The following is a 17352-nucleotide window of genomic DNA, read 5'->3' as shown; positions in this document are numbered from 1 at the left end:
CCTCCCGCGCACCGCGCCCCGGACCGGGCCACGTACCGCAGAGCGCGTGCGTCGGCGAGTTCCGCAACCCTGCATCGGACCAGCATGCGCACTCGAGCGCCCTCGCTGGTCGACACCGGAGAACGCCCATGCGTATTGCCCAGATCGCGCCCCTTTACGAAGCTGTCCCGCCGAAACTCTATGGCGGCACCGAGCGTGTCGTGTCCTACCTCACCGAGGCGCTCGTCGAGGTCGGCCACGACGTGACGCTGTTCGCGAGCGGCGACTCCGTCACGTCCGCGCGTCTCGAGGCGGCATGGCCGCGCGCACTGCGGCTCGACCCGTCGATCCGCGATTCGATGGCGCCCCATATGCGCCTGATCGAGCAGGTCGCCCGTGTCGCGCACGAATTCGACGTGCTGCACTTCCACCTCGACTACCTGCCGTTCTCGCTGATGTCGCGCCTCGATACGCCTTATGTGACGACGCTGCACGGCCGCCTCGACCTGCCGGAGCTGCAGCCGGTGTTCGACGCATTCCCGGACGCGCCGGTCGTGTCGATCTCGAACAACCAGCGCAAGCCGCTGCCGCAGGCCGCATGGGCCGGCACCGTGTATCACGGGTTGCCCGACACGCTGCTCACGCCGCAACCGGACGTGAAGCCCGAATACCTCGCGTTCCTCGGCCGGATCTGTCCCGAAAAGCGAGTCGACACCGCGATCCGGATCGCCGCGCAGAGCGGGCTGCCGCTGAAGATCGCCGCGAAGGTCGACAAGGCCGACGCCGACTACTTCAAGGAAGTGATCGAACCGCTGCTCGGCGAGGCGCACGTCGAATTCATCGGCGAGATCAACGAGGCGCAGAAGCCGGCGTTCCTGTCCGGCGCGAAGGCGCTGCTGTTCCCGATCGACTGGCCGGAGCCGTTCGGCCTGGTGATGATCGAGGCGATGGCCTGCGGCACGCCGGTCGTCGCGTTCAACCGCGGCTCGGTGCCGGAAGTGATCGAGGATGGCGTGACCGGCTTCATCGTCGAGGACGTGCAGGGCGCCGTCGGTGCGCTGCACCGGATCGACAGCCTGTCGCGCGATGCGATCCGCGCGCGTTTCGATACGCGTTTCAGCTCGAAAGCGATGGCGCGGCGTTATGTCGAAACTTACGAATCGCTTTGCACGGCGGCAAAACGGCCGACCTTGCGCCAGGTCGCGGGCGCCTGACGCCGAAATTCGTCAGGAAATACCCGGTAAAATTCGCGCCGAAATCGGCGTGAAAATCCCGAAAACGCCAAAGAGCCGCATCCTCGATGCGGCTCTTTATTTTTGCGCGGTCATTCGATCAAGAAACGATCGCGGTTTTTCCCGACGATCCAATTGGGCGGCTTGCCGCGCCCGCTCCAGGTTGCACCCGACTTCGGATCGCGATATTTCGGGGGCAGCGGCGCCTTTTTCGGCGGACGGCCGCGCCGCGCTCGCTCCGCGAAGCCCAGGTCCTCGGCCGTCAGGCCATATTCGGCAATCATTCGCTGGACGTCGGCAATCACCGCCGCCACTTCCTGGCGACGCACGTCCTCCGCCTGAGCCTGCAAGTCGGCGATTTGCGCCTTGAGTTTCGCGTATTGAGACATTTTTCGACTCCCCTTTTCCATGATGCGGCTCCGGCGAGTTCGGCCGGAACGCCAACATCCGTTACGTCATCGTACCGCCGCCCTGCTCTTCGAAATTAATGCTGTCATCTTTAACCGATTCGTCGATATCGAGAATGCGGACTTATTCTAATAAAAGCCATTCGCCAGCCATTCAGATTTAACAATCGTTGACCCTCTCGAACCCGATTCATTTCCTATAATCCAGACCAATTCCGGGTGTCGGAATAACTCATCCGGTCGTCCGTTTGTCTTCAACCCACTTGAACGAGGTCCTTACATGAATCTTTCTCAGCGTCTGGCTGCAGAGGCATTCGGCACGTTCTGGCTGGTGCTCGGCGGGTGCGGAAGCGCCGTGCTGGCCGCCGCCTTTCCGGGCCTCGGCATCGGCTTTGCCGGCGTCGCACTCGCCTTCGGCCTGACCGTGCTGACGATGGCATTCGCGATCGGCCATATTTCGGGCTGCCACCTGAATCCGGCGGTGAGCGTCGGCCTGACGGTCGCCGGCCGCTTCCCGGCGCGCGATCTCGCGCCGTACATCGTTGCGCAGGTGGTCGGTGCCACGCTGGGTGCGTTCGTGCTGTACCTGATCGCGACCGGCAAGCCGGGCTTCGACGTCGTCGGCAGCGGCTTTGCGACGAACGGCTTCGGCGAGCGCTCGCCCGGCCACTACTCGCTCGGCGCGGCATTCATCTGCGAAGTCGTGATGACGGGCTTCTTCCTGTTCGTGATTCTCGGCGCCACCGACAAGCGCGCGCCTGCCGGCTTCGCGCCGATCGCGATCGGCCTGTGCCTGACGTTGATCCACCTGATCTCGATCCCGGTCACCAACACGTCAGTCAACCCGGCCCGCTCGACCGGCCCGGCGCTGTTCGTGGGCGGCGAGGCGATCGGCCAGCTGTGGCTGTTCTGGGTCGCGCCAATCATCGGTGCGGCAATCGCCGGGATCGTCTACCCACTCATCGCAGGGCGCGACGATGCCGTCGGCCTGCTGCCCGCATCCGCTCGCACCAACGAATAAAACACTACGGGGTCACGCGAGCAGAGCAGCGAGCCTCACGCTGTCGAACAACATAGAGGCAGGTAATTTGGACGGGCGCCGCTGGCGCCCGTTTTTCATGGCCGCTCAGGAAGCGGCGACGCCGTCGAGGGTGTCCTCGAGCGCGAACAGCATGCGCAGGTGACGGGCGACGCCCGCGTCGAAGTTGTTGCCGATTCGCGGGATGTGCGGCAGGTGCGCGATCAGGTCGGGGTTCGCGTTGTTCATCATGAACGCGTGACCGGCCGTTTCGAGCAGATCGATGTCATTCATGTTGTCGCCGAACGCAATGCAGTGGCCGGCGTCGACGCCGAGCCGCGCGAGCACCGCACGCAGCGCGCGGCCCTTCGACACGTTGGCGGTCATCACTTCGAGACAGTCGGGCAGCGAGTACGTGACGTATAGAGCATCGCCGAACCGCACGCGCATCTGCTCGGCGACCACCGCCAGATCGGCCGGCTCGCCGATGTACAGCACCTTCGCGATATCGGCGCCGTCGTGCGCGGACATGTCGATCACGTCGTACCGGAATCCCGAATCCTGGTGGAATTCGAGCAGGTGCGGCGCGTCCCGGTCGATCAGCCAGCCGCGGTCGGTAAACAGGTTGACGATCACGCGCCCGTGCGCGCCGGTCACGCCCGGCTGCACGAGGCCGCGGACGATCGCGGGATCGATGTCCTGCGCGTGGATCGCCGTGTCGTCCGGTGCATGCACGCGCGCGCCGTTCGACGTGATCAGGTACGGCCGAATGCCCAGCACGTCCCGAATGCCGGCGACGTCCGCGTAGTGGCGCCCCGTCGCGATCACGAACTGCAGGCCGTCGCGGTCGAGCCGGCGGACGGTCTCGATCGTGTACGGATCGAGCTGGTGGTCGCTGTTCAGCAGGGTGCCGTCGAGATCGGTGGCGATGACTTTGTACATGGGGACGGGTGAATGGCGCGCGGGACGCTGCGGAACCGCCATTTTAACGTCGTGCCCGGAGGGCCGCCGGGCGGTTGGGGAATGGAGCGGGTTTCGGGCCGTTCGGCCTGCTCGGCCCACCCACCGCACGCCGCCCACTTGAACCGCTCACCCCGCTTCCGTCGCCCTCAACACCTGCAGCGCAAGCCGCAACGCACCGTGCGCGGAATCGTCGAGCGGCGCGCGCAGCCGGGCCGCGTGGCGTGCCGGCACGGCCGGCGCCAACGCGTCGGCCAGCCCGCCGCACAGCGCGACCGGCAGCGCCCGCCGAGGATCGAGCGCGTCGATCATCTTGCCGATCTCATCGCCGGCCTGCGCGATCAGCGCCGCCGCACAAGGATGGTCGCGGTGCGCGAACACGATCGGCGCGAGGCGCGCGTAGATCGTCTGGTTCGCATCGCACGACCACTGGACGAGTGCGTCGCGATCGTGCGCGCCCGTTTCCGCGAGCAGCGCGCCGGCGAACGCGTCACGCGGCACGCGGCCGTCGAGCGCCTGCTGCGCGTATGCAAGCGCGCGCATGCCGAGCCACGCGCCGCTCGCCTCGTCGCCGGACGGAAAACCGAAGCCGCCCGCGATGCGGCAGTCGCCCGCCGCGTCGAGCGCCGCCGCGATGCTGCCCGTGCCGAGCGCGACGATGAGCCCCGGCGCGCCGCCGTGCGCGCCGACGACGGTCGTATACGCGTCGCTCTCGATCGCGAGCGCGTCGAGCGGCGCCTGCGCACGGAACGCGGCGAGCCACGCGGCATTGTTGACGCCCGCGAGCCCGCAACCGAGCGCACATTGCGACCAGTCGAACGCGAGCCCCGCCTGCGTGAAGGCGTCGGCACAGGCAGCGCCGATCGATGCCCACGCGCGCTCGATGCCGAGGCCGAGCCCCGACGGGCCGCCGCGCCCCTGCGCGAGCTCGCGCCCGTGCCGGTCGGCCAGTACCACGCGGGTGCCGGTGCCGCCGCCGTCGACGCCGATCGCAAAAAGTAGTGCCGTCATGCGTAGATCCTGCTGATTCGAACAGGCGCCAAGCTTAACCGGATCGGCGCCGCGCGCCCATCTGCCGTTCGGCCAGCTATGCCGTGAATGGGCCTTCCGCTATGCTGGCACGATCGAATCGACACTGGAACGAGGCTGACGATGTCGCAGCGGTGCAACTGGGTAAGGACGGAAGCGGATGCTCACTATCACGATACCGAGTGGGGCGTGCCGTCGCACGACGATCGCCATCTGTTCGAAATGCTGATTCTGGAAGGCGCGCAGGCGGGCCTGTCGTGGTCGACGATCCTGAACAAGCGCGCCGGCTATCGCGAGGCGTTCGCCGAGTTCGATGTCGACGCGGTCGCGCGCTTCACGCCGAAGCGCATCGAAAAGCTGCTCGAAAATCCGGGCATCGTGCGCAATCGCGCGAAGGTGGAATCCGCGGTGACCAATGCCCGGGCCGTGCAGCGCATTCGCGACGACCACGGCTCGCTCGCGCAATTCCTGTGGTCGTTCGTCGATCACACGCCGGTGCAGAACGCGTGGCAGTCGTATCGCGACGCGCCCGCGTCGACTGCCCAGTCGGATGCGCTCAGCAAGGCGCTGAAGGAGTACGGCTGCAAGTTCGTCGGCTCGACGATCTGCTACGCGCTGATGCAGGCAACCGGAATGGTCAACGACCACGAGACCGGCTGTCCGTGTCACGCCAAATGCGCGGCGCTCGGGGGCAAGCAGCAGCCGGCACGGAGCCGCAAGGCAGGTTGACGGCGACGAAACCCGCCCGGGGCGGGCCGGGGGTTGGCGCATCGGCACATCACAACGCCATGCGCGGCCCCACACACACGCGCTGCGCTTCTTCAAACTGATACCGATCCCCGTCACGCCGACGCTGAGCGTCGCGATGACAGCATCGGAACGCGCCCGGCGGCGGCTCGAAGCCGCCGGCAATCCGTCGAATCGGCCGCGTCGCCGTCAGGCGACCGCCCCGCCAAGGCTTGAAACCCGAGACCGACGCCCTTTTCCGGCCCGGAAAAGCAAAACGGCGGAGCGGCTTCTTTCGAAGCACGCTCCGCCGTTTCGCGGCGAACCGTAGATGCTCTTAGTGGAGCTTCTTCGGCAGCATCTGGCTGCGCAGGCGCTTGTGCAGGCGCTTGACGGCTGCTGCCTTCTTGCGCTTGCGGACTGCGGTCGGCTTTTCGTAGGACTGGCGTTCGCGCAGTTCAGCGATCAGGCCATTTTTTTCGATAGCACGGCGAAAGCGGCGAATCGCCACTTCGAACGGCTCGTTTTCTTTCAGAAGAATCGTCGTCATGTCGTTCCTAAATTGCTTAAACGGTCAAAAACGTAGCGGCCAAGCGCCACGCACCGGCCATCCGGGCGTCCCCACAACAGGCGAAACGAGCGGAAATACGGCCTCGGAGGCCGGAAAAGAGAGGCACAAAGCACCGCGGGTACGCTTCACAAGCCGCGTGCAGCGCCGCGTTTGACTGCCAGCAAGAATGCCGAGACGGCACAGGCTTGACAGAAAATCTCAATTCAGCCCGCCATCATATCAGGAAATCACAGACAAAACTATCCTTTTGTCGATTCCGGCTCGCCGCCCCGCGCAGCGCGGCCGCGTACACCATCCAACGGGACCGTCGCGCAACCTGCCCGAAATCGCTGTCACCCAAGCCAGGCGCGGCCTGCGCGGCGATCGCCACATTCCGTCCCGATTTTCCTCACACATCCCTCTAAAGTTTTCGCCGGGTGCCGCCGTCAACCAGGAAAGGCGGGCAGCGCGGGACACGGAAAGCGCGACGCCGAACCCGAATCCAGTCAATCAAACGGCGTTTTCCAAACGAGGATCCAAATGCTGAACATCAACACCAACATCTATTCGCAAACCGCACAAACGAACCTCTCGTCGACGCAGAACGCGCTGGCGCAGGCGATCAACCGCCTGTCGTCGGGCAAGCGCATCAACTCCGCAGCAGATGACGCGGCAGGCCTCGCAATCTCGACGACGATGCAAGCGTCGATCAACGCATACACGCAGGGTGTGTCGAACGCGAACAACGCCGTGTCGATGGCTCAGACCGCATCGAGCGGCCTGTCGGCAATCACCGCCAACTTGCAGCGTATCCGCCAGCTCGCTGTTCAGGCATCCGATTCGTCGATCGGCACAGCTGCTGCAAACAACCTCGACACCGAAGTGCAAGCGCGTATCACCGAAATCGGCCGTATCGCGGGCCAAACGACGTTCAACGGCATCAAACTGCTCGACGGCACCGCGAACGCCGCAGCCACGCCGCTGACCTTCCAGATCGGCGAAAAGTCCGGCCAGAGCCTGTCGCTTGACCTGAGCGGCAAGTACGATACGACGACGCTCGGCCTGACAGGCGACGTGAAGACCGTCGCCAACGCGCAAACGATGATGAACACGATCGACACCGCGCTCGGCACCATCAACACCGCGCAAGCTCAACTCGGTTCCGACATCAACATCTATCAGGCAGCGATCTCGCAAACCACGTCGCAATCGACGAACCTGAACGCAGCAAGCGCGCAGATCACCGACGCAAACTTCGCGCAGGAGACCGCCAACCTGTCGAAGGCACAGGTGCTGCAGCAAGCCGGCATTTCGGTCCTCGCACAAGCGAACTCGATGCCGCAGCAAGTGCTGAAGCTCCTGGGCTAAGCACGCCGGACCGCGCGCCGCGGGGATCGCGAACGACGCGGCGCCGCCATCGGAACGGGAACGTCCTGTCTCCCAATGCTTATCCGATCACGTCGGGTAAGCATTTTGTTTTTCGTGCTTCGGGCATTCCGTCACTCTGCCCGACCTTTGCGCAGCATCAATCTCATTGAATGGAGTCCTATATGTCGACGACTACCACCACATCGGCGAACAGCGCACTGGCGGCAGCCGCCCAATCGATCATCAGCGGTGTGACGAATTCGAACACGGACGTCTCGTCGCTCGTGTCCGCGCTGGTCGCAGCGAAGACATCCGCACAAACGGCCCAGAACACCAATCGGCAAACGCTCGACAACACGACGCTGTCCGCGATCGGCTCGCTCAAGTCGTCGCTGTCGTCGCTGCAAAGCGCACTGTCCGGCCTGACGGACGGCTCGGCGCTGTCAAAATTCACGGCATCCGCGAGCGGCAGCGGCCTCACGGCCACTACGTCGACCGGGGCGGTTGCGGGCAACTATTCGATCGCAGTGACGCAGGTCGCGACGGCGCAAAAGCTCTCGTCGATCACTGGAATTCCATCGACGAACCAGGTCGGCACCGGCAATCTGACGATCCAGCTCGGCAGCGGCACGCCGATGACCGTCGCGATCAATTCCGGCACCAACACGCTCGCCGACATCGCAAATGCAATCAACACGGGAAGCGGCAATCCGGGCGTAACCGCCACGGTCGTCACGGGCACGGACGGCTCGCACCTCGTGCTGACGTCCAACGTCACGGGCGGGGCGAACACCATCAAGGTGTCGACCAATTCGACGGACGGGCTGGCTGCGCTGGCAACCGTCGACAACACGGGCGCAGCGACAAACAACTACAAGGAGACGGTCACCGCGCAGGACGCGCAGCTCTCGATCGACGGCACCAACGTGGTTAGCGCGAGCAACACCATCACGGGCGCGATTACGGGCGTGACGATCAACCTGTCAGCTTCATCGGCAAAGGCGACGCAAACGCTCTCGGTCTCGCCGGACACCACCACCGCCGCAAATACGATCAACGCGTTCGTCTCCGCATACAACGCGTTCGTCAGCACCGCATCGTCGCTGTCGAGCTTCAATTCCAGCGCAGCTGCCGGGAGCCAGGGGGGCCCGCTCATCGGCGACTCGATGCTGAATTCGATCGTCAACACGCTGGCGACCAAGGTAGCTCAGGGCGTAACGAGCGGCGGCAGTACGGTCAGTCTTAGCGCGATCGGCCTCAACCTTCAGCCGGACGGCACGCTCAGCGTCGACAGCGCGGCCCTGTCGTCCGCACTGGCGAACAATCCGTCATCCGTGGCAACCGCGTTCAACGCGACCAACGGCGTGGGCGCGACGCTCAACAGCAACATCACGACATTCCTGCAGACGGGCGGCATCATCGACACGCGCGTCACGGCGCTGAACCGGGATCTCGCCGATGCGAAAACGCAGGCCACGGCGCTGCAGGCATACGCGAGCCAGCTCACCGATCAGTACAATACGCAATTCACCGCGCTCAATACGCTGATGGCAAAGATGCAAAACAATTCGCAGTACCTGACGCAACTGTTCGGCGGCACCAGCAGCGCTGGCGCGCTGGCCACGAACAAGGCATAGCGGCAGGCGATGCCGCGGCCGGATCAATCAACATGGGAGAGAACATGACGACGGACTCGACCACTCTGCTGGAGCGCGTGTGGTCGCTCACGCAGGCAATCGAACATGCGGCATCGATGGCCGACTGGCCGGGCGCCGCGCGCCTCGTCGAACAGCGCTCGCCGCTGCTGATGTCTCTGGCCGCCCCGCAATCGCCCGACGCGCTGGCGATACTGAAGCGCATCGAGGCGATCGACGCGGCCGTGATGGCAGACGCACAAACGACGCGACAGGAACTGCAGGCCGAGTTTCAGGCGGCTATCGGCCGTACGGAAGCAGCGCTGCAATATCAGCGGATCGCGGGTTTCTAAACGAACGCCCCGGTGCCCGCCCCGCCTGACGACCTCGCGTCATCGCCCGGCGGGAACCGCCACTGTTGCTGCGCTGAGAGTTGCAGTCACTGATCGACCAGACGTGGCCGGACGTCACCGTCATCGTCGTCTACGATAGCGCGACATACATGCCCCCATTCGGGCAGCTGTTCACATTGCAGGGGCGCTACGTCCACGTGATCCGCAGCGGCGCACCCGGGCCAGCCGAAAGCCGCAACATCGGACTCTCGCTTGCCCAATCGCGCTACGTCATGTTTCTCGACGACGACACGCTTGTTGCGCCAACGCACCTCGACGCGGTGGCCCGAAGCATCGGCGCCGACGAGCCGGAAACCTGTTTTGCGATTTCAACGTCTGTTACGAGGATCGCACAACGCATCCGCCACGCACTGCCTCGATCGAAACGGTGAGCATCGGCGACGTCGACGCGCACGTCCAATATGCGACCGGTCTAGAGATTTACGAAGACTGGGACTTCCTGCTCACTTGTCTTTCCGGACGCGCAATGGTTCATGCCCCGCTCAACTCCGTCGTCATTCACCAGAGCCCAGCCGGCGCGCAGAGGAAAATGCGATGCGACAATACGCTTGAGGACCTGATCGGCTCGACGATGCTCGGGCTCTACCAGCGGCATCCAGCCCCAATACGTGGGTCCGCCTGAACCGCCAACGGCTGTTAGCCTCGGCGAGCATCGTGCTGGATCTCGACCACTTTTGACCTGCGACGCGATCCGGCAGTCGGCCTGCCAGGGAGCCGGCACCCACTGCAGGATCCGCATCCAGGCGCCGAACACCTCGGGCGTGAACTTGTAATGGTTATTCCGGCAGGCCGCAGCTCGCGCGCGACGCCAGCGCGGTACGCCGCTTCAGGTGTTGAAGGAGCTGGGCGGATGGGAAACGCTGGAGATGGTGCAACGCTACCCGCACCTGTCAACGGACCACCTGACGCAGTGGGCGCATGTCGCCGCCAGCTGACTGTAATTTCACTGAAGTGGGGGAAAACGATAAAGCAGCGAAACCGCTGAAAGCCTGACTAGGCTTGGCGCGCCCGGCTGGGATCGAACCAGCAACCCCTGCCTTCGGAGGGCAGTACTCTATCCATTGAGCTACGGGCGCATGTGACAGTGAAACGACCCCAATAAACCGGCCGCCCACCATTGGCAAGACGGCAAGGATACCCGGTTTCCCATGAAGCGTCCACCTTGCCTGCAGAATCCCCGTCAGGCCCCCATTCGTGCGGGTAAACACGCGCCTTCGCGCCGCTCGCCGTGATGTAAACGTTCCGTCTATAATCGTCCGTGCTTCATTGGACTGCCATTTTGCCGTTGCACCGCGCTCACAATTCCTATTCACGGAGACGAGGCAAGCATGAGCGAAGCACCCCACGAATCTCCCGTCAAAACCCCCGGGCAGCTGATTGCCGTCGTCATCGCATCATTCGCGATTCCGATCGCCCTGATCGTCCTGTTTGCCACCTATGCCAACCATGCGTTCCGCTCGGGCGCCGGCACGGACGCGCTATCGGACGAACAGGTCGCCGCGCGGATCGCACCGCTCGCGAAAGTCGACGTGAAGGACGCCAACGCGCCCCGCACGTACAAGACCGGCGAGGAAGTCTACAAGGCCGTGTGCGTGACCTGTCACGGCACGGGCGCCGCCGGCGCGCCGAAGTTCGGCAACAAGGATGATTGGGCGCCGCGCATCTCGCAGGGCTTCGACACGCTGCTGAAGACGGCGCTGTCGGGCAAGGGCGCGATGCCGCCGCGTGGCGGCACGAATCCCGACGACGTCAGCGACTATGAAATCGCGCGCGCGATCGTCTACATGGCGAACAACGACGGCGCGAACTTCCCCGAGCCGGCTGCCCCCGCCGCCAATGCGGCGCCGGCGGCGAGCGGCGCGGCGGGTGCCGCAGGCGCGTCGGGCGCCGATGCATCGAACGCGCAGGCTGCGGCCGCAATGGCCGCGATCGCCGCGATTCCGAAGGCCGGCGAAAAGCCCGCAGCGGCGCCGACCAGCGCCGACGCCGCATCGGCCGGCAAGGCGCTGTACACGCAGGTCTGCCAGGCATGCCATGCGGCCGGCGTGCTCGGCGCGCCGAAGTTCGGCAGCAAGGAAGACTGGGCGCCGCGCCTGAAGGACTCGATGGATACCGTCTACAACTACGCGCTGCACGGCAAGGGCGCGATGCCGCCGAAGGGCGGGTCGAGCGCGTCCGACGCCGACGTGAAGGCGGCCGTCGACTACATGGTCAACGCGTCGAAGTAACGTCTGCCTGCCAGAAAAAACCCCCGCGGCGCACGCGCATCGCGGGGGTTTTCCTTTGTCGGGACGGCAGCGCCGGCCCGCCTTTCGCACGTCACTTCTGCAACAGCGCCTTCAGGCTCGCGAGCCGGTCCTTCGGTGTCATCGGGGCTTCCTCCGGCGTCGGCGGCGGCGCTTCGTCGAGGCCCATCTCGGGGATGAAGCGCGACGGCTCGCACACGACCGTCTCGCGCGCCCGCTTGCGCTTCTTGCACCAGTTCAGATGCAGGCTGCGCTGCGCGCGCGTGATCGCGACGTACATCAGCCGGCGCTCCTCCTCGATCCGCTCGTTGTCGATGGGGCCGTCGTCCTCGCTGCCACCGCGATGCGGCATGATCCCCTCCTCGACGCCCACCAGGAACACGTGCGGATACTCGAGCCCCTTCGACGCATGGACGGTCGACAGCCGCACCGCGTCCGGATCCTCGTCCTTGCCTTCGAGCATCGACATCAGCGCGACGGTCTGGATCAGGCCGAGCAGGTTCTTGCCGGTGTCCGCCAGCCCGTCGGCGTTGTGGAACCCGTCGGCCTCGCCGTCGACGGCTTCCGTCTCGGGCTTGGTGCCCTTGCGCTTCAGCCATTCGAGGAATTCGAGCACGTTCTGCCACTTCGACTGCGCCTGCCGCTCGTCGAACGCGTCGTACAGATAGGCCTCGTAGTGGATGGCCTCCATCATGTCGTCGAGCACGACGGTCGCGGGCTCCTTGTCCGCGCGATCGGTCAGGCGCTGGATGAAGTCGCAGAACATCCTGAGCGGCTCGACCTGGCGCGCGGACAGCCGCGCCTCGATCCCGCCCATGTACACGGCCTCGAACAGCGACACCTTCGCCTGGCCCGCAAACGAGCCGAGCGCTTCCAGCGTCGTGTTGCCGATCCCGCGGCGCGGCGTCGTGACCGCGCGGATGAACGCGGGATCGTCGTCGGCGTTCGCGATCAGGCGCAGGTACGCGCACAGGTCCTTGATCTCGGCCTTGTCGAAGAACGACTGGCCGCCCGACAGCACGTACGGGATCCGCTCACGCCGCAGCACCTGCTCGAAGATGCGCGCCTGGAAGTTGCCGCGATACAGGATCGCGTAGTCGCGGAACTGCGTGCGCCGCTCGAACTTGTGCGCGGACAGCCGGAACACGACCGATTCGGCTTCGTGCTCCTCGTCGTTGCACGGCGTGACGGTGATCGAGTCGCCCATCCCGTGCTCGGACCACAGCTTCTTCTCGAACAGTTTCGGGTTGTTCGCGATCACGTTGTTCGCGGCGGTCAGGATCCGCACCGTCGACCGGTAGTTCTGCTCGAGCTTGATCACGTGCAGCTTCGGGAAATCCTTGCCGAGCTGCGCGAGGTTCTCGAGCGTCGCGCCACGCCAGCCGTAGATCGCCTGGTCGTCGTCGCCCACCGCCGTGAACGCGGCGCGCGGGCCGGCGAGCAGCTTGAGCAGCTCGTACTGGCACGCGTTGGTGTCCTGGTATTCGTCGATCAGCAGGTAGCGCAGCTTGTTCTGCCAGCGGTCGCGCACCTGCTCGTTCTTCGCGAACAGCTCGGCGGGCAGGCGGATCAGGTCGTCGAAGTCGACCGCCTGATACGCATGCAGCGTCGCGACGTAGTTGCGGTAGACCAGCGCGGCCTGGTGCTCGTCCTCGTTGGCCGCGATCGCCATCGCCTCATCGGGCATGATCAGGCCGTTCTTCCACAGCGAGATCGTGCTCTGGATCTTGCGGATCAGGCCCTTGTCGGTGGTGCCGATCTGCTCCTGGATCATCCCGAAGCAGTCGTCCGAATCCATGATCGAGAACTGCGGCTTCAGGCCGACGTGCTCGGCCTCCTGGCGCAGGATCTGCACGCCGAGCGAGTGGAACGTGCACACGGTGAGCTGGTTGACGGGCACCTTGCGGCCTTCCTTGCCGGGCGTGGTGAGCGTCTTGCCCTCCAGCAGCTTCGACACGCGCTCGCGCATTTCGGCCGCGGCCTTGTTCGTGAACGTGACGGCCGCGATGTGACGCGGCTCGAAACCTTTCGCTTCGATCAGGTGCGCGATCTTCTGCGTGATCACGCGGGTCTTGCCGCTGCCCGCGCCGGCGAGCACGAGGCAGGGACCGTCGAGGTAGCGCACCGCTTCGTTCTGAGCGGGGTTGAGGCCTGCGGACATGATGACGGATGATGTTGCGGTTGACGGCTGAACGCCGGGAGGATGCCGCGCGCGGCAGGCCTGGAATGCAGGCGGACACGCGGGGCAGGACGCGCATGTTAACACGTCGGCGGCGGCCGGCGGATGACGATGCCGCCGCGTGGCAACGCGCGACACCGGCGGGCTTCGCGCCCCTTTTCCTGCGCCCTTTTCCTGCCCCCTTTCCCCGCGCGCTTTCCGCGCCGGTGGACGCGCCGGTGGACGCGCCGGTGGACGCGCGCCGAACATCCGAACAGGCAGCAAATCTCCCCTCTGTTTGATCCATGACCGCGCGGCCCCCGGCGGCAAGATACGCGAAACGTCGGCGAGTACGCGCCGCCGCCCCTTCATTCGCCGTCATCGACTTCCGCCGCCATGAATGACACCGTCATCGCCGCCCCCGTTTCCGAGGCCGAGCTGGCCCACGCAGCCGCGCTTCACGCCGCCGGCTCGCTTCAGGACGCGGAGCAGGCCTACCGCCAGATCCTGCAAGCGCATCCCGAACATGCCGATTCTCACCTCCGCCTCGCGACGGTGCTCGAACAGCTCGACCGGCGCGACGCCGCGCTGCGGCACTTCCGGGCCGCGGTGGCAACCGAGCCGTCGCAGCGGCGCTACTGGATCGCGTGCATCGACGCGCTGACGCGCGACAACCAGATGGATGCGGCGCGCGCGCTGGTCGCGCAGGCCCGCACGCACGGCATCGACGCGTTGTCGCTCGAACTCGCGGCAGCCGATGCGCCGTCGGCCTCCGCCGACGAGCTGGCGGCCGTCCTCTCCGAATTCATGAATACGCTCGCGGCGCTGCTCGACAAGCGGCAATTCGCGCAGGCCGAAGGCATCGCGACCCAGCTGACCGAATGGATGCCCGACATCGGGCTCGGCTGGCGGGCGCTGGCCGTCACGCTGGTTCAGCAGGAGCGTCACGCGGAGGCGCTCGCGCCGATGCGCAAGGCCGCCGCGCTGATGCCCGACGACGCCGACACGCGGCAGGACCTCGCCGAGCTCGAGGCGCATGTGATGCAATCCGCGCCGGCGCCGCAGCCCGTCGCGATGCCGCTGGTGCCGAACGCGACGCTCTGCACGACGCTGCCGGGCAGCCGTCAGTTCCGGCATTTCGCGGGCGGCCTGGTCGCCACGGTGCCGGTGCTGATCCCGACCTTCAACAATCCGACCTATACGCGCCGGATGGTGGCCCAGCTGAAGGCGCGCGGCCTGCGCAACATCGTGATCGTCGACAACGCGTCGAGCGCGCCGGACATGCTCGCGTTCCTGGAAAGCGTGCAGGACGACGTGACCGTCGTGCGCCTCGATCGCAACGCGGGCCCGCGCGACCTGTTCCTGTCGGACGCGAACTACGCGCGCCTGCCGGAGCTCTTCTGCGTCACCGATCCGGACCTCGAACTGAACGACGCGCTGCCGCCCGAATTCCTGTTCGAGCTGATCGATGCGACCGAAGCGTTCCAGACCGGCAAGGCCGGCTTCGCGCTCGACATCTCGCAACCCCAGCTGATGAAGGAAACGACGCTCTTCTGCGGCGACCGCCAATACACGACGCTCGAATGGGAGGCGAACTTCTGGCGCCACCAGATCGGCAGCACGGCGGGCGGCGACCCGATCTACAACGCGCCGATCGATACCACGTTCGCCGTCTACAACAAGCGCTACTTCCGCCGCGATTCGCATCTCTGCGGCGTCCGGTTCGCGGGCCGCTACACCTGCAAGCACGTGCCCTGGTACAAGGAGACCGGCCTGACGGACGCGGAGGAACAGTACTACCGCGAACACCAGAAGTGGTCGAACTACCTGGCCTGACCCGCGGCGGCCGGCATCGGCGCATCGCAGCGCCATGCACGCACGCCGCCCTCTTCGCCCTCTTCGCCCGACAACCCTGACACCTCGCGCCATGCTACCCAGAGTCAACCTCGTCAAGACCGACAACGCCGATTACCTGCTGTTCGCAACCCGGGACGCGATTTCGGCGAACCTCTATTACAACGGCTCGTGGGACGCATCGCTGCTGACCATCAGCCAGATGTTCTACGCGAACGAGAAGGCGCCGCTGGTGCTCGACATCGGCGCGAACCTCGGCGCGTACGCGGTGCCGGTCGCCAAGAGCATCGCCGCGCAGGGCGGCATGGTCTACGCGTTCGAGCCGCAGCGCATCGTCTATTACCAGCTGTGCGGCAACGTGTTTCTGAACCGGCTCGAGAACGTGCACGCGTTCAACGTCGCGATCGGCAACCAGGACGGCATCATCCCGCTGCCAGCGATCGACTATTCGCGCTCGATCAACATCGGCGGCTTCTCCCTCGACGAGCAGTTCAACCTGCGTCGCAACTCGGTCGAGACCGTCGCGAGCCAGCAGCCGAGCGACGTGCCGATCGCCCGGCTCGACACCCTCAACTTCCCGAAGTCGCCGGCGCTGATCAAGATCGACGTCGAAGGGCTCGAACTCGACGTGCTGAAAGGCGGCACGGCCTTCCTCGAACGGCACGGCTTTCCGCCGCTGCTGCTCGAGGCCTGGAACCTCGAATGGTTCTCGGAAAAGCGCGCCGCGCTGCTCGACTACCTGAAGACGCTCGGCTACACGTGGTTCGCGATGGGCGACGAGCTCGTCGCGCAGCATCCGTCGTTCGCGCGGCAGGTCAGCTTCGAGACGGGCGCCGACGGCGTGATCCGGATGAACCGCACCCGCTGACGGTTCGTACCCGGCGCAACGTTACGCGCGCAGGCGCTGCCTGAGCGCGTCGGCGGCCTGTGCGGCCCAGGCGGCGCACGCGGCCGCGCCGGGATGAAAGCCGTCCGCCGCCATCAGGTGCGGCTCGAGCGGCAGCGCGACGCGCAGGAACGTACAACGCGATTGCGTCGCGGCCCACTCGGAGAGCGTCGCGTTGAGCCGCTTCGCGCGCAGGCCGAGATACCACGCAAGGGGCTGCGGCAGCGCCGGAAAGCGCTCGATCGGCGGCACCGCCGACAGGATCACGTGCGCGACCCCGAATCGCGCGGCGAGCAGGTCGACGAGCGCCGCCTGCGCGGCGCGCCAGCGCGCCGGCGACACGCCGCCCGTCACGTCGTTCACGCCGAGCGACGTCACTGCCACATCGAACGGCTGCGCCGGCTCGGCGGCAAGCCAGTCGACGAGGTCCTCGGCGGTCAGCCCCGTGCGCGCCAGCAATTTCCAGCTCACGCGGTGCGATGCCGCAAGCGCGCGGGCGAGCTGCCCCGACAGCGCGTCGCGCTGCGACGCGACACCGACGCCCGCGGCAGCCGAATCGCCCAGCACCAGCACGCGCAGCGGCGGCCCGTCGCCGGCCGTGCCATCGCGCGGGCCGGCCGCCTCGGCGAGCCGCGGCGTGACGCGGCGGACACGACGCCCCTGCATCAACAGCAACGGGCCCAGGGCGGCGGTGGCGAGCGGATATCCCATGGTTTCGATCCAGTAACGGGGCAAGCAGGCGACGCGGGACACGCGCCGGAACAGCCCCCATTGTGTCGGATTCGCGCGCCGGCGGGCGCGATCCGGCCATTCGGCCGAGGTCGTGCGCACGCGCAGCGGTTCCTTGTCCGTTCGGCCAACGCCCGGTCGCGCGCGTGCCGCCGTGCCACAA

17 protein-coding genes, 1 tRNA gene and 1 pseudogene are annotated in these 17352 nt (G+C 66.0%); 12 read left to right on the top strand and 7 right to left on the bottom strand.

From position 1 onward, the window contains the following. Window positions 1-128 precede the first annotated feature (128 nt). Complete coding sequence (locus ACT2FV_RS17870) at window positions 129-1193, top strand: glycosyltransferase family 4 protein (protein ID WP_444504551.1); 1065 nt, start codon at window positions 129-131, stop codon at window positions 1191-1193. 110 nt (window positions 1194-1303) lie between these two features. On the opposite strand, the gene ACT2FV_RS17865 is transcribed toward ACT2FV_RS17870, so the two are convergent. Continuing rightward, on the bottom strand, window positions 1304-1600 hold the full coding sequence (locus ACT2FV_RS17865; protein ID WP_124628670.1) for an H-NS histone family protein: 297 nt from the start codon (window positions 1598-1600) through the stop codon (window positions 1304-1306). 298 nt (window positions 1601-1898) lie between these two features. On the opposite strand from ACT2FV_RS17865, the gene aqpZ reads away from it, so the two are divergent. Further along, window positions 1899-2639, top strand: a complete 741-nt coding sequence (gene aqpZ / locus ACT2FV_RS17860; RefSeq protein ID WP_124628656.1) for an aquaporin Z — start codon at window positions 1899-1901, stop codon at window positions 2637-2639. A gap of 105 nt (window positions 2640-2744) precedes the next feature. Here the strand turns inward: aqpZ and ACT2FV_RS17855 are convergent, their stop codons facing one another. Both ACT2FV_RS17855 and ACT2FV_RS17850 read right to left on the bottom strand, forming a co-directional pair. Then, on the bottom strand, window positions 2745-3578 hold the full coding sequence (locus ACT2FV_RS17855; protein ID WP_174910448.1) for a Cof-type HAD-IIB family hydrolase: 834 nt from the start codon (window positions 3576-3578) through the stop codon (window positions 2745-2747). 147 nt (window positions 3579-3725) lie between these two features. After that, window positions 3726-4607 carry a BadF/BadG/BcrA/BcrD ATPase family protein gene (locus ACT2FV_RS17850; protein ID WP_174919994.1) on the bottom strand — a complete coding sequence of 294 codons (882 nt, stop codon included), beginning with the start codon at window positions 4605-4607 and terminating at the stop codon, window positions 3726-3728. 141 nt (window positions 4608-4748) lie between these two features. Between ACT2FV_RS17850 and ACT2FV_RS17845 the strand changes: the two genes are divergently transcribed. Further along, the gene (locus tag ACT2FV_RS17845) at window positions 4749-5354 is read left to right on the top strand and encodes a DNA-3-methyladenine glycosylase I (protein ID WP_059601954.1); all 606 of its coding nucleotides are present in this window, start codon (window positions 4749-4751) and stop codon (window positions 5352-5354) included. Window positions 5355-5688: 334 nt separating this feature from the next. Here ACT2FV_RS17845 and rpsU read toward each other — a convergent pair whose 3' ends face one another. Then, a complete protein-coding gene (rpsU, locus tag ACT2FV_RS17840) occupies window positions 5689-5901 on the bottom strand; it encodes a 30S ribosomal protein S21 (protein ID WP_006401410.1) in 213 nt (70 codons plus the stop codon). Window positions 5902-6441: 540 nt separating this feature from the next. On the opposite strand from rpsU, the gene ACT2FV_RS17835 reads away from it, so the two are divergent. The 6 genes and pseudogenes from ACT2FV_RS17835 to ACT2FV_RS17810 all read left to right on the top strand — a co-directional run. Further along, complete coding sequence (locus ACT2FV_RS17835; protein WP_444504550.1) at window positions 6442-7269, top strand: flagellin N-terminal helical domain-containing protein; 828 nt, start codon at window positions 6442-6444, stop codon at window positions 7267-7269. Window positions 7270-7439: 170 nt separating this feature from the next. Next, window positions 7440-8906, top strand: coding sequence for a flagellar filament capping protein FliD (gene fliD / locus ACT2FV_RS17830; RefSeq protein ID WP_444504549.1), 1467 nt, complete (start codon window positions 7440-7442; stop codon window positions 8904-8906). A 44-nt stretch (window positions 8907-8950) separates the two neighbouring features. After that, complete coding sequence (locus ACT2FV_RS17825) at window positions 8951-9256, top strand: flagellar protein FliT (protein WP_444504548.1); 306 nt, start codon at window positions 8951-8953, stop codon at window positions 9254-9256. A gap of 80 nt (window positions 9257-9336) precedes the next feature. Next, a complete protein-coding gene (locus ACT2FV_RS17820; RefSeq protein WP_444504547.1) occupies window positions 9337-9687 on the top strand; it encodes a glycosyltransferase family 2 protein in 351 nt (116 codons plus the stop codon). Further along, the gene (locus ACT2FV_RS17815; RefSeq protein WP_444504546.1) at window positions 9684-9938 is read left to right on the top strand and encodes a hypothetical protein; all 255 of its coding nucleotides are present in this window, start codon (window positions 9684-9686) and stop codon (window positions 9936-9938) included. Before ACT2FV_RS17820 ends, ACT2FV_RS17815 begins: the two co-directional genes overlap by 4 nt. A 187-nt stretch (window positions 9939-10125) precedes the next feature. Beyond that, window positions 10126-10251: pseudogene (locus ACT2FV_RS17810) on the top strand (tyrosine-type recombinase/integrase); the annotation flags it as partial. Window positions 10252-10316: 65 nt separating this feature from the next. Here the strand turns inward: ACT2FV_RS17810 and ACT2FV_RS17805 are convergent. Beyond that, a tRNA-Arg gene (locus ACT2FV_RS17805) sits at window positions 10317-10392 on the bottom strand. Between the two features lie 252 nt (window positions 10393-10644). Here ACT2FV_RS17805 and ACT2FV_RS17800 point away from each other — a divergent pair. Continuing rightward, the gene (locus ACT2FV_RS17800) at window positions 10645-11544 is read left to right on the top strand and encodes a c-type cytochrome (protein WP_175907757.1); all 900 of its coding nucleotides are present in this window, start codon (window positions 10645-10647) and stop codon (window positions 11542-11544) included. Between the two features lie 91 nt (window positions 11545-11635). On the opposite strand, the gene ACT2FV_RS17795 is transcribed toward ACT2FV_RS17800, so the two are convergent. Beyond that, window positions 11636-13723: a UvrD-helicase domain-containing protein gene (locus tag ACT2FV_RS17795; RefSeq protein WP_059601965.1), complete on the bottom strand. Its 2088-nt coding sequence runs from the start codon at window positions 13721-13723 to the stop codon at window positions 11636-11638. 393 nt (window positions 13724-14116) lie between these two features. On the opposite strand from ACT2FV_RS17795, the gene ACT2FV_RS17790 reads away from it, so the two are divergent. Together ACT2FV_RS17790 and ACT2FV_RS17785 are read left to right on the top strand one after the other, a co-directional pair. After that, complete coding sequence (locus tag ACT2FV_RS17790) at window positions 14117-15556, top strand: tetratricopeptide repeat protein (protein WP_444504545.1); 1440 nt, start codon at window positions 14117-14119, stop codon at window positions 15554-15556. Between the two features lie 91 nt (window positions 15557-15647). Continuing rightward, a complete protein-coding gene (locus ACT2FV_RS17785; RefSeq protein ID WP_444504544.1) occupies window positions 15648-16442 on the top strand; it encodes an FkbM family methyltransferase in 795 nt (264 codons plus the stop codon). Window positions 16443-16463: 21 nt separating this feature from the next. Here ACT2FV_RS17785 and ACT2FV_RS17780 read toward each other — a convergent pair whose 3' ends face one another. Next, on the bottom strand, window positions 16464-17171 hold the full coding sequence (locus tag ACT2FV_RS17780) for an SGNH/GDSL hydrolase family protein (protein WP_174919998.1): 708 nt from the start codon (window positions 17169-17171) through the stop codon (window positions 16464-16466). Window positions 17172-17352: the final 181 nt, after the last annotated feature.

The organism is Burkholderia sp. PR2 (assembly GCF_052372875.1).
Classification (GTDB): Bacteria; Pseudomonadota; Gammaproteobacteria; order Burkholderiales; family Burkholderiaceae; genus Burkholderia; species Burkholderia diffusa.
This window is presented reverse-complemented; position numbering and strand designations above follow the sequence as displayed.

What these genes read in the sequence shown, in the direction of transcription:
- ACT2FV_RS17870 (WP_444504551.1), top strand. Translation starts at nt 129, where the DNA reads ATGCGTATTGCCCAGATCGCGCCCCTTTACGAAGCTGTCCCGCCGAAA.
- ACT2FV_RS17865 (WP_124628670.1), bottom strand. Translation starts at nt 1,600, where the DNA reads ATGTCTCAATACGCGAAACTCAAGGCGCAAATCGCCGACTTGCAGGCT.
- aqpZ (WP_124628656.1), top strand. Translation starts at nt 1,899, where the DNA reads ATGAATCTTTCTCAGCGTCTGGCTGCAGAGGCATTCGGCACGTTCTGG.
- ACT2FV_RS17855 (WP_174910448.1), bottom strand. Translation starts at nt 3,578, where the DNA reads ATGTACAAAGTCATCGCCACCGATCTCGACGGCACCCTGCTGAACAGC.
- ACT2FV_RS17850 (WP_174919994.1), bottom strand. Translation starts at nt 4,607, where the DNA reads ATGACGGCACTACTTTTTGCGATCGGCGTCGACGGCGGCGGCACCGGC.
- ACT2FV_RS17845 (WP_059601954.1), top strand. Translation starts at nt 4,749, where the DNA reads ATGTCGCAGCGGTGCAACTGGGTAAGGACGGAAGCGGATGCTCACTAT.
- rpsU (WP_006401410.1), bottom strand. Translation starts at nt 5,901, where the DNA reads ATGACGACGATTCTTCTGAAAGAAAACGAGCCGTTCGAAGTGGCGATT.
- ACT2FV_RS17835 (WP_444504550.1), top strand. Translation starts at nt 6,442, where the DNA reads ATGCTGAACATCAACACCAACATCTATTCGCAAACCGCACAAACGAAC.
- fliD (WP_444504549.1), top strand. Translation starts at nt 7,440, where the DNA reads ATGGAGTCCTATATGTCGACGACTACCACCACATCGGCGAACAGCGCA.
- ACT2FV_RS17825 (WP_444504548.1), top strand. Translation starts at nt 8,951, where the DNA reads ATGACGACGGACTCGACCACTCTGCTGGAGCGCGTGTGGTCGCTCACG.
- ACT2FV_RS17800 (WP_175907757.1), top strand. Translation starts at nt 10,645, where the DNA reads ATGAGCGAAGCACCCCACGAATCTCCCGTCAAAACCCCCGGGCAGCTG.
- ACT2FV_RS17795 (WP_059601965.1), bottom strand. Translation starts at nt 13,723, where the DNA reads ATGTCCGCAGGCCTCAACCCCGCTCAGAACGAAGCGGTGCGCTACCTC.
- ACT2FV_RS17790 (WP_444504545.1), top strand. Translation starts at nt 14,117, where the DNA reads ATGAATGACACCGTCATCGCCGCCCCCGTTTCCGAGGCCGAGCTGGCC.
- ACT2FV_RS17785 (WP_444504544.1), top strand. Translation starts at nt 15,648, where the DNA reads ATGCTACCCAGAGTCAACCTCGTCAAGACCGACAACGCCGATTACCTG.
- ACT2FV_RS17780 (WP_174919998.1), bottom strand. Translation starts at nt 17,171, where the DNA reads ATGGGATATCCGCTCGCCACCGCCGCCCTGGGCCCGTTGCTGTTGATG.